General features: G+C 41.3%; 7 protein-coding genes. 6 read left to right on the top strand and 1 reads right to left on the bottom strand.

Going from position 1 to position 10,884, the window contains the following annotated elements; translation table 11 throughout:
- Positions 1-412: 412 nt before the first annotated feature.
- On the top strand, positions 413-3,592 hold the full coding sequence (locus tag DFR58_RS18295; RefSeq protein WP_114299389.1) for a carbohydrate-binding protein: 3,180 nt from the start codon (positions 413-415) through the stop codon (positions 3,590-3,592).
- 217 nt (positions 3,593-3,809) lie between these two features.
- Positions 3,810-3,977 (top strand): hypothetical protein, encoded by a 168-nt coding sequence (locus DFR58_RS21965; RefSeq protein WP_170138221.1) that lies wholly within the window; start codon positions 3,810-3,812, stop codon positions 3,975-3,977.
- An 81-nt stretch (positions 3,978-4,058) separates the two neighbouring features.
- Here the strand turns inward: DFR58_RS21965 and DFR58_RS18290 are convergent, their stop codons facing one another.
- Entirely contained in the window at positions 4,059-6,062 is a 2,004-nt protein-coding gene (locus DFR58_RS18290; protein ID WP_114299387.1) for a beta-galactosidase, read from the bottom strand.
- A gap of 421 nt (positions 6,063-6,483) precedes the next feature.
- Here DFR58_RS18290 and DFR58_RS18285 point away from each other — a divergent pair, with 421 nt between their 5' ends.
- The 4 genes from DFR58_RS18285 to DFR58_RS18270 all read left to right on the top strand — a co-directional run bounded on the left by DFR58_RS18285 (position 6,484) and on the right by DFR58_RS18270 (position 10,861).
- Positions 6,484-7,800 (top strand): ABC transporter substrate-binding protein, encoded by a 1,317-nt coding sequence (locus tag DFR58_RS18285; protein WP_114299385.1) that lies wholly within the window; start codon positions 6,484-6,486, stop codon positions 7,798-7,800.
- A gap of 108 nt (positions 7,801-7,908) precedes the next feature.
- On the top strand, positions 7,909-8,790 hold the full coding sequence (locus DFR58_RS18280) for a carbohydrate ABC transporter permease (protein ID WP_114299383.1): 882 nt from the start codon (positions 7,909-7,911) through the stop codon (positions 8,788-8,790).
- Positions 8,791-8,814: 24 nt separating this feature from the next.
- Complete coding sequence (locus tag DFR58_RS18275) at positions 8,815-9,648, top strand: carbohydrate ABC transporter permease (protein WP_114299381.1); 834 nt, start codon at positions 8,815-8,817, stop codon at positions 9,646-9,648.
- Positions 9,649-10,009: 361 nt separating this feature from the next.
- On the top strand, positions 10,010-10,861 hold the full coding sequence (locus DFR58_RS18270; protein ID WP_114299379.1) for a response regulator transcription factor: 852 nt from the start codon (positions 10,010-10,012) through the stop codon (positions 10,859-10,861).
- Positions 10,862-10,884: the final 23 nt, after the last annotated feature.

Genomic DNA, 10,884 nt, shown 5'->3' with positions numbered 1-10,884 from the left:
TACACTCAGGGAAAGTGATTCTTCTCTTTCTGCTAATACCTTCAATATACCCCACAAATCCACCTTCTTTCCAATCAACTATACAATAATCCGAAAGTCTAATTTGTATAGTCAATTGTAACACATATCGCTCGAATTATGTTAACCAATTCTTGGGGTATTAGCACAGTCTGACGTTCCTCAAAGAAACGCAAAAGAAATCATGATAAAAACAGGAGCGTCCCCAAATCCAAAAAATTGTATTATTTTTTGGATTTTTATGTATTATTTTTTGGATTTTTATGTATTATTTTTTGGATTTTTATGTATTATTTTTTGGATTTTTATAGTTTATATTGAAATGTATGGTGATTATTGTATATTATATAATTATATATACCTAAGTAAAAATTAAGATTGTGGAGGTTAAAGTATGAAAAAGGTTAGATGTACATTTTACCGCAAGCTCGCAATCCTGATGTTATTCGGCATGATTTGCCAATCGGGAGGATTTGCTCAGGCAGCGGCGACAGACACTGTGACGGTTGACTTCAATAACGTTTTGAGGTCGGTCGACGACAGTACGTTCGGTTACATCCTTACACCCAACTACGATATTCCCGACAGCAGGATGAAGCTGCTTGGACCGGCTCTCAACCGGGAGACTATTCCTGTTCAGACCTTTCAGGGGGTGGGAGATATGGACGGCGCCTGCTTCAACAACGAGGGCAGCCAGCTCCAGAGATGTCTGCAAGCTTATCAGAGAGTCAAGGACAACGGCCTTAAATGGTATTTCCTCTTAGGGCATAACCCGTCGTGGACAGCTCCTAAGGGTGCTCCCGCCGGGGGTGCTCCTACAAATCTGCCGTGGTTTAAGCAGTATATAAAGGACGTACTGCAATATTTCAAGGACAATGGGGCAAGGCCTGACTTCGCAGACCTTACCAATGAGTACTGGACAGGCCTTGAGCCGACCTTTAAGGCTTGCTGGGAAGCGGTGAGGGAGGTATACCCGGATTATATACCAATAGTGGGCCCGGGTGCAGTGGGCTATTCGGGAATACCGGATTTCTACATACCGTTTTGCAGTGCCAACCAGATGGATCTGGAAGGTCCTTGCTGGCATGAGTACTGGCAGGGCAGCACATATGCCTCGTATAACCAGACAAACAAGTGGAAGGACCCCATCGTCAGCCTTCAGAACAAATATCCTGAAACCAACGGCAAGTATGTCATATGGGAAGAAAACAACTCATGGTCAACGTCAACTATTGACTGGACACGAAGCATGGCCAATGTAATACGGTCGGGCATAACGCAGAATATCAAGGGCTGTATAAAATCGGGCAATTGGAACGGCATGAGCGATATACTGACAACGACCGTCAGAAACAGCCAGCAAAACGGAGCCGTAAGAACGCCCATATGGTGGGTGTACTATATGTTCTCCCAGCTTTCGGGGCAATATGTGGGTGTGACAACAAGCGCAGGCGATGATTTTACGGCGTGTGCCAGCAAGGATGCCGATGAAGCCAAGGTGATTATTGCCAAGAGCGCGACTGCCGGAACGATTAATGTAAACCTTAACAACCAGCCTTACGCCGGAAAGAGCGTAAGGATTGACCTGTACAAAATCACTTCAAGTGAAAATAACGGCTTGGAATACCAATCCAGCATTACTCCATCGTCAACGGCAAATATCAGCTTTTCCATAAACAATGCGGCAGCCAATGACTCTTGGATGGTAATTCTGAAGAGAACAGCTTCGGCTCCTAGCTTTTTCCATCCAATGACTCCTGATGACGGTGAGGCTGCCTTAAGCAAACCGACGCTTACGTGGTCGGCTGCCCGGGATGCTGCCAGCTATACGGTAAAGGTTTCGGTGAACAAGGATTTGTCGGACCCTGTCATCAGCCAGACAGGCATTGCAGCAACAAGCTATACCATTGGGACACCTTTGACCAAGGGCCTGAAATATTACTGGAATGTCACTGCCGTGAATTCGGAAGGAAGCAGAACTGTCTCCAACGATGCGGTTTATTCTTTTATAGTCAGCGAAAATACCGGCGTGCCGGGACAGTTCGGCCCATATCTGCCGTCCCTGAATGCGCCGAATGAATCGGTTACGCCGAGATTTTTGTGGTCAAGGGCCTACAACGCAAGCTCATACCGTCTGGTGGTTTCCAAAAACAGCGACCTTTCGTCGCCTGTAATCAATCAGAGCGGAATCACTGCCATAACGGGGACAAATGAGTTTGGTCCCAATACGGCATCGACTTATACTCCAACAACTCCACTGGCATATAATACCACCTACTACTGGAGGGTATACGCCGTAAACACAAGCGGCGAAAGGCCGATAAACGGGCCGATACAGTGCTTTACCACAAAGGCTCAGGGAAATGCTCCCACAGGCTTTGGACTCTCAGCTCCCGCAAACGGTGCAGAGGGAGTGGATAGCAGGGCGGTGCTCTCATGGACACCTTCAAAGAACGCGTTCTTCTACAAGCTGGAGGTATCTGCAAGGGCCGATATGTCCAACCCCGTCATTGTGAGGGACAGGATGATTTACAATAAATATACCGTTGAGCCCAACCTTTTGAATCCTAATACCAAATACTACTGGAGAGTAACGGCATATACAAAGGATCTGGCATACTCTACGCCATCCTCCAGCGGGATATGGTCATTCACGACGGAGAACAGGGTATGCGCGCCATTGCTTTATGCCCATCAGCCCGGTGACGGGAGCGTAAAGCTTTGGTTCAGATCCTCCAACGGTGCAACCTCATACAATATCAAATACGGAACCGAGCCAGGCGTTTATACCGATACCATCAACGGGGTTACCTCCAGCCCTTACACCGTTACGGGACTTTCCGGAGGAACCGAATACTACTTTGCGGTAACGGCAGTCAATGCAAACGGAGAAAGCTCAGTATGGAACGAAAGGCCGGAGACACCTTCTGGAATGGGAACTCCCACTCAGGACCCGCGCTCGGCCTTTACACAAATCGAAGCTGAAAGCTTCAACAGCCAGTCGGGGGTCCAGACTGAAACCTGTAGCGAGGGAGGGGAGAACATAGGATATATCGAAAACGGAGATTATACTGTTTACAAAAAGATTGATTTCGGCACAGGAGCCATAGGCTTTGAGGCAAGAGTGGCGAGTGCGGCCAGCGGAGGAAATATAGAGATCAGGCTTGACGGTGTTACAGGCCCCGCAGTGGGGAACTGTGCGGTCGCCGCAACCGGCGGCTGGCAGGCTTGGACTGATGTAAAGTGCGATATCGGCGGGGCAAGCGGGGAGCATGACCTATATCTGAAATATACGGGAGGAAGCGGATACTTGTTTAATCTCAACTGGTTCAAATTTACCAAAGAGGATATAACTCCTGTCCTTACGGGAGATCTTAACGGAGACGGCAGCGTCAACGCAACGGATTATGCCTTGATGAAGATGTACCTTCTCGGGTCTATTGAGGATTTCCCAGTGGAGGATGATCTAAAGGCAGGGGATCTGAACAGTGACGGTGTGATTGATTCCCGTGATTTCGCTGTTTTTAAGCAATACCTGCTGGGTATTATACCGGAATTGCCTTATTCCGTTTAGGAGAAATTTTGAGACGGGGACATTTCTCAACAAGCCAACAAATTTCCGTTAGGGAATTACTGATTTGTTGAGGAATGTCCCCGTTTTTTAAACCAGTTACAAATGTAATGCGTAATGGTGATATTTATCATTCTAGTAAAGATTTTATTGGTATGCTAGACTGATTTTAAGCAGTTCATATCGCTTCCTGCTATTGTCGCTTGAGGGGGAAATACATATGGAATTTATATTAATCTGGGTGCTTTGCGCGATAGTATGCGCAATTTTGGCTAGTCAAAAAAACAGGAATGTCGCGGGGTGGTTTATATTGGGGGCATTGGGCGGCTTTATATCGGTAATAGCTTTATTATTAATGAAGCCGTTAAACAAATCAAAACATTTTTGAAAAACGGAAAAAACGGGGGACATTTCTCAACAAAGCAGCACATCTTTTTGAGAAATGTCCCCATCATATTTCAAATTTTATTTATTCAGTTTTGAATATTGCAGTGCCATAAGGAGGCATATTAATTTTACTGCCTGTCATAAGCTTTTGACCTATTATCGGTTGCCAGTCCGAAGGTATATCAAAAACTTCAGGCTTAGGGTTATGGTTTAGAACAAAGATGTATTTTCCATGTTTTACATTTCTGCGCGATACTTCAACTCCTTGAGGAGCCTCAAGTATCGGTCGTATATTTAACCTGCTGACAGCATAGTATACAAATTCCTTCATGATATCGGTTCCCAGCTCTGTCCCCACATAATATGCAATTCCTTGCTTATAAGTGTTTTGGGTAATTGCCGGTGTGTCCTTGTAATAATCTTCAGCATAAAAGGCCAGTGCTTCTGCCCCTTCAAGAGTTATAATATCAGCCCATTTACTTACTTGCTCCACTTTATCAAAAAGTCCGGGGGAGGACCAGCGTATACTTTGGGAAACATCATTCAGACAATCATATTCCGGAATTTTTATCCCCACTATAGGAGATAAATCGCCGGGAAGTATCTTTGGTATCACTGTGTTGTTCCAGTTTTTAACTCCTGAACGCATAGTCAGTATTAAATGCCCGCCTTCAGCCACATATTTTTCGAGCTTTGAAGTGAGATCAGCCTTGGTAAGCATTAGAAGGGGGACGACCAAAAGCTTATACTTCATAAAATCTTGCTCATCGGATAACATGTCAACGGGTATATTTGCCTCATAGAATGCTTTGTAATATTTTAATAAGTGGTCTATATAATTGAGCTCAAAATGATGGGGCTGAATTTGAAACGCCCAATCCTGATCATAGCTGAACAATATTCCCACATCAGAATCAGGCATTCCCCCTTTAAAATTATCCATAGCAGGGCCTAATTCCTGAATAGTTTGTTTGATTTCCTCATAACGCCTTTCTGGTTGTCCATGATGGGGAAGAATGCCATGCCAGTATTCCTCTGTACCAAACAGGCATGATCTCCAGCGGAAATACACGATTGTATCCGCTCCGTGGGCAACGGACTGATATGTCCAGAGTGCCAGTTGGCCCGGTCTGGGAGTAGGACTCAGTGTTTCCCAGCCGGAGGGGCCTGCCTGCTGCTCCATTATCCAAAATGGTTTTTGCTTCATTCCTCTCATTAAATCAAGAGTGGCGGCTAGGCTATAGGGATGAGAAAGAATTTCTATGCCCTTTCTAAAATACATGGGATATTGGTCATGTGAAATAAAATCCAGGTCTTTTGCCAGATCAAAATAGTTTGTCTTATCATAAAAGCCCATAAAGTTATGAGTAATAAAGTGATTGGGACACTCTTTACGTATTATGTCTAACTGATACTTCTGAAAATCTACAATGAGGTCAGATGCAAATCTCTTCCAATCAAGAAGAAGAGAAGGATTATGGGAATTTGGGGTTCGCAGGGGTACCGGAATCTGAGCAAAATTTGAGTAGCTCTGGCTCCAAAAAATACTTCCCCATGCATTATTTAAATTATCTATTGTTTCGTATTTGTTTTGAAGCCATTGATGAAAGGCAGTACGGCAAGAGTCACACATGCATAGCTGCTGATGGCTGTTTCCAAACTCATTGTCAATTTGCCAGCCCACAACATCAGGATTATTGCTGAAATGTTTTGCCATGCAGGTAACAAACCGTTTAATATGATTTCTATATACATGGTTGGATTGACAGTTGTGATGCCGTCCTCCAAAGCTCAGCCTTACTCCTTCCTGGTTTACAGGTAAAATCTCAGGATTCTTTTCAATGATCCAGATGGGTGGGGTAGGTGTGGGAGTACCTAAAACTGTCTTGATTTTTTCCTTGCTTAGAACAGTGATAGCTTTGTCGAGCCATTTAAAGTCGTAGGTACCTTCTTGAGGCTCCATTTTTGCCCAAGAAAACTCTGCCAGCCGAACAACTTCTATTCCAGCTTCCCTCATAAGCTTTGCGTCAATAGTCCACCTTTCTTCAGGCCAATGCTCAGGATAGTAATCAACACCGAATTTCATATACATAATCCTCCTTTAAAAATAAATATATTTTCGGAATTTATAAGCCTTGTTTTTCAAAGCATTCCATCCCTTTTAAAACATAGCTGGCGCAATGTCTATTTGCTATGCAAAAAGCTTTTTCTTACTTATGAAACTGCTGATATTCAAAATTCAATCCGTATTGGAATTAGATTTTTCTAATTCCGAGAACTTATAAATATATAATTATTATTTTACCTTTACATAAAATATAATTAATACATATAAACCGGACTAAAATGTTTAAATAACCAACTTTTTCAACGTAACCCCCTTTTTTGATAGAGAAGTTTGTTTTTTAAACATTTTGGTTTAATATTGTTGTATATATTGCTGTATTTTAAATTTATAATGTACACAAGCTAGTCAAGTTTCGCAAAATAAAAGGAGGTTATTTTAAATGAAGAGAATTTTTACTGTACCTGTTGCTGTAGTTTTAGCTGCAAGCTTGCTGCTTGTGGGATGTGGTAAGCAAAATGAACAAAATAATCCGTCCGGTCAGTCAGCTTCGGCTGAAAAAAAGAAGATGGTCTTGGCTGCAGTTTCCGACCCGAGAAGTAAAGCAATTCTGGAGATGATCGATAATAAGATTAAAACCTATGACCCTGATAACAAATTTAATGTAGAAATTCAGATGGAGAAGTATGAGGTTGAGCAGTATAAAACAAAGCTCACAACCCTAATGGCATCTAATTCTCAGCCAGATATCTTCTACACCTATGAGGCTGGCTTCATGAAGCCCTTTGTGGAGGGCGGCAAGGTATACCCCATAGGCGATGAACTAGAAAAGGACGCTGAATGGAAGAATAGGTTTCAGGACGGTGTATTTAAACCGTTGAGTTTTGACGGTAAAATCTATGGGATTCCTTTGACAAAGCAGCTTAGTGTTATGTTTTATAATAAAAAGCTATTCAATGAGGCGGGAATAGCCGGTGCTCCAAAAACTTATGATGAGTTCCTTGAGCATGTTGATGCCTTTAAAAAGAAAAACATTATTCCTGTCAGTCTTCCATCGCAGAGGGCTTGGTTAGCCGGAGAATTAATGCAGCAGTTGGCAAATGGTGTTGGAGGGGATGCCCTGTACAATGAAATCTGTAACGGCACTGCAAAATGGGACGATCCACGGTTTATTGAGGCCGCTACTATATTCTCTGAACTTGTAAAAAAAGATGCCTTCCAAAAGGGCTTTCTGGGAATGTCCCAGGATGAGGGCCGCGATCAATTTAAAAATGAAAAAGCAGCTATGTTCTATACTATATCATCAGATTTTGAAGCTTTGACGGCACAAGATTCTCCTGTCGGAAAGAATCTGGATTTCTTCATGCTTCCTCCTGTAAAGCCTGAAAACGGTGCAATCAATGTAGGCTCGATAGGCAATACCTTTGCAATAAGCATGAAGGCAAAGGATATCCCGGCCGCTGCCGCACTTATGAAAACTTTTTCTGACAAAGATATGCAAGAGAACATTGCATACACCGCTAAGCAGTTTATTGTTACAAAGCAGAATCTGGATGAGACAAAAATGGATCCTTTGGCGATTAAGTTCATTAATGCTACAAGCGATATAAAGGTTCTCACTCCTTGGTTTGACAGAATTTTTGGGGCAGGAGAGGGTACTGAATTCAATAATGCATCAGTAGCCATTGCAGGAGGGAAAAACCCTGCGGAGCAGATGAAGAAGCTGCAGAAATTTGCCGAAGACAATGAGAATAGATAACAAATTAGTATAAATGCGGTACTGCCGCGTCGGCTATATACTTTGGATTGAATTTCCAATACATATGGTGTATAGCGGCAGTCTCGCAAAAAATCAAGGAGTGAAGCAATGAATAAAGTTTTGGGCAACAAAAAATATATTGCTATATTTGTTCTACCGGCATTTGTTTTTTATCTGATATTTGTGCTTTTTCCAATTGGCTACAACGTGTATCTCAGCTTTTTCAGAACAAACCTCATGGGAAATTCAGCCTTCATTGGGATAACAAACTATATCAATTTGTATAATGATCAGTTTTTTGTAATGGCCTTTAAAAACAACATCTTTTTGATGATTGGTTCGCTGCTGGCACATTTGCCGCTTGCTCTCTTTTTTGCAAATGCTCTTTTCCAAAAAATAAAGGGCAGCAAGTTTTTTCAGTACGTGTTTTTTCTTCCTACAGTCATATGCGGTGTTGCTGTAGGTATGATGTTTAACTTTGTATATAACTCCGAATTCGGCATAGTGAATAAAATTCTTGACATTATTAATCTTGGCAATCTAAAAATGGCATGGCTGAATGATGAAAAAACCGTAATGTATGCATTGATATTTGTAATTATGTGGCGGTTTGTCGGTTACCATATGGTTATTCAGCTGGCTGCAATGAAGTCTATCCCAGAAAGCCTTTATGAGAGCGCCTCCTTAGAAGGAGCCACCAACTGGCAGCAGTTCAGGGGCATAACCTTTCCCCTTATCAGACATATACTTAAGATTGATGCCATTCTAATTATTACCGGTTCAATAAAGTATTACGATTTGGTTGCTGTTATGACCAAGGGCGGTCCTAACCATGCCAGCGAAGTTATGTCTACTTATATGTTTTATCAGGGATTCAGAACGATGAAATTCGGCTATGCTAGCGCCATAGGAATAATCCTTCTAGTTCTATGCCTTTTAGTTATTTGGGGAGTGAATTATTTCGCAAAGACCGAGGATTACGAATATTAATACTCTTTGGTAAAGGAGAAGAACGTGAAAAAAAACAAAACCTCAATAGGTACAAAGCTTACATTTATAATACTTATTATATTTTCCATACTATGCATATATCCTATCATCTGGCTGCTTTTAAATTCTTTTAAGGATAATAGTGAAATTTTCACCAACCCATGGGGGTTGCCGAAAGTCATTTCCTTTGTAAACTATGAAAGAGCCATTGTAGTAGGAAATGTTGGAATTAATTTTCTCAATTCCGTTTTTATCACAGTGGTATCTGTGTTTGTAGCTGTACTGCTTAGCTGCATGGCTTCATATGGTATTGTCAGGATGAAGTGGAGGATGTCCCGTTTATTGTACTTTTTGTTCCTTATAGGTATGAGTATTCCTTCCTATTCGGCTATCGTACCCCTGTTTAATATGTTTAATAAAATGGGTATTATTAATAAATATCCGGCTATCATCATACCTCACATTGCTTTTGCGCTTCCCATATCAATCTTTATTCTGTCGGGGTTTTTCTCTAGCATACTAAAGGAAATGGAGGAGGCTGCCATTATTGATGGATGCAGTATTATTGGAGTTTTCTTCAGGATTATAATTCCAATCAGTATTTCTTCTATCGTAACCGTTACGGTAATAAATTTTATTAATATCTGGAATGACCTTTTGTTTCCACAGATATTTTTGTCCGATATAAATATGATGCCTCTTCCTGTAGGTCTTACTGCATTCAGTGACCTTTATAGCACAGATTACTCAGGAATGATTGCTGCTGTTATATTTACTATCATACCTACCATTGTTGCCTATATATTCCTTCATAATAAGATCATGGACGGTATGACTGCAGGAGCTGTTAAAGGCTGATGCAAGGCACGGTGACGGTATAAAACAAGATAATTTCAAATAAACTAATATACAAAAATTATAAAATCACTTAAAATCACCTAAAATCATTGAAAACACTTGGTTTTAGGTAATTTTTTATTGATAAGCCCATGAAGTGACAAAGCTTTTTTTCAGGTCAGCTTTTATACTGCAACTGTGTGCTTTAAAATCTTCCAAAGTAGTTGTGGTGTAATATATTGTTAATTAAGTATCCGTGTGATGCCCTTGCAGTACTAATCAGAAAGGAGGTATAATTGTTATATAAAGTTATTCTTAATCTATTGCGTTAGAAGATATATTTCCTGACTACAATCACAAAATAAATAGGGGAAGTGTGTTGATGAAGCTTTTAATCGTTGATGACGATCTTATGATAAGAAAAGGGCTTTTGTCATTGGACTGGAAGTCAATAGAGATAACGCTGTGCGGAGCTGTTCAGAATGGAAATGAAGCGCTGGAAATAGCCAGACAGGTAAAACCCGATATTGTGCTGTCCGACATCAGTATGCCGACTATGGACGGCATTAGCCTGGCCCGTGAGCTCCTTGGAGAAAACTCTGATTGCATGGTGATCTTCCTGAGCGGCTATAGTGATTTCCAGTATGCAAAAGCAGCACTGTCCATAGGGGTATTTGATTATATACTAAAACCTACATCACCTGAAGAGATCTTCGATTGTGTTAAAAGAGCTATGGCGCGAATACTTAAGGAACGCAGCGAGAGAGCATCGCTGCATATGATGAAGACGGAGCTGAAAGTACACAAGATAGCTGGAAAACAGGAAATGAGGAGCTGTGAAGAAGTCTCGAATTTACAGAACTCTGAGGGGGTGGTGGAAAAAATAGTTAAATATATAGAAAGCAACTACATGAATGATATTTCACTTATAACCCTGTCTGAAGAGATACATTTGAATTCTATTTATATAAGCCGAATTCTAAAAAGGAGTACTGGCTATACTTTCCTTGAAATCATTACTGCCATGCGTATGATAAAGGCGGCGGAGCTCCTGAGGAACACCGGCTTCAGCATGGCGCAGATATCGGAGTCTGTGGGGATAAACGACCAAAGGTATTTCAGCCAGGTGTTTAAAAAAATATTTAACCTCACTCCTAGAGAATTCAGAAATTTAAATAATGAGGATATTAAGCAGGATGTTTTTGATAAATTAAAAAAATGGATTGAATGTTAGGCTATGAGAAAATTGAATTATTA

Source organism: Anaerobacterium chartisolvens (genome assembly GCF_003337415.1).
Classification (GTDB): domain Bacteria; phylum Bacillota; class Clostridia; order Acetivibrionales; family DSM-27016; genus Anaerobacterium; species Anaerobacterium chartisolvens.
Note: the sequence above shows the minus strand (reverse complement) of the source record. Positions and strands in the feature narration are given on the sequence as shown.

What these genes read in the sequence shown, in the direction of transcription:
- DFR58_RS18295 (WP_114299389.1), top strand. Translation starts at nt 413, where the DNA reads ATGAAAAAGGTTAGATGTACATTTTACCGCAAGCTCGCAATCCTGATG.
- DFR58_RS21965 (WP_170138221.1), top strand. Translation starts at nt 3,810, where the DNA reads ATGGAATTTATATTAATCTGGGTGCTTTGCGCGATAGTATGCGCAATT.
- DFR58_RS18290 (WP_114299387.1), bottom strand. Translation starts at nt 6,062, where the DNA reads ATGAAATTCGGTGTTGATTACTATCCTGAGCATTGGCCTGAAGAAAGG.
- DFR58_RS18285 (WP_114299385.1), top strand. Translation starts at nt 6,484, where the DNA reads ATGAAGAGAATTTTTACTGTACCTGTTGCTGTAGTTTTAGCTGCAAGC.
- DFR58_RS18280 (WP_114299383.1), top strand. Translation starts at nt 7,909, where the DNA reads ATGAATAAAGTTTTGGGCAACAAAAAATATATTGCTATATTTGTTCTA.
- DFR58_RS18270 (WP_114299379.1), top strand. Translation starts at nt 10,010, where the DNA reads ATGAAGCTTTTAATCGTTGATGACGATCTTATGATAAGAAAAGGGCTT.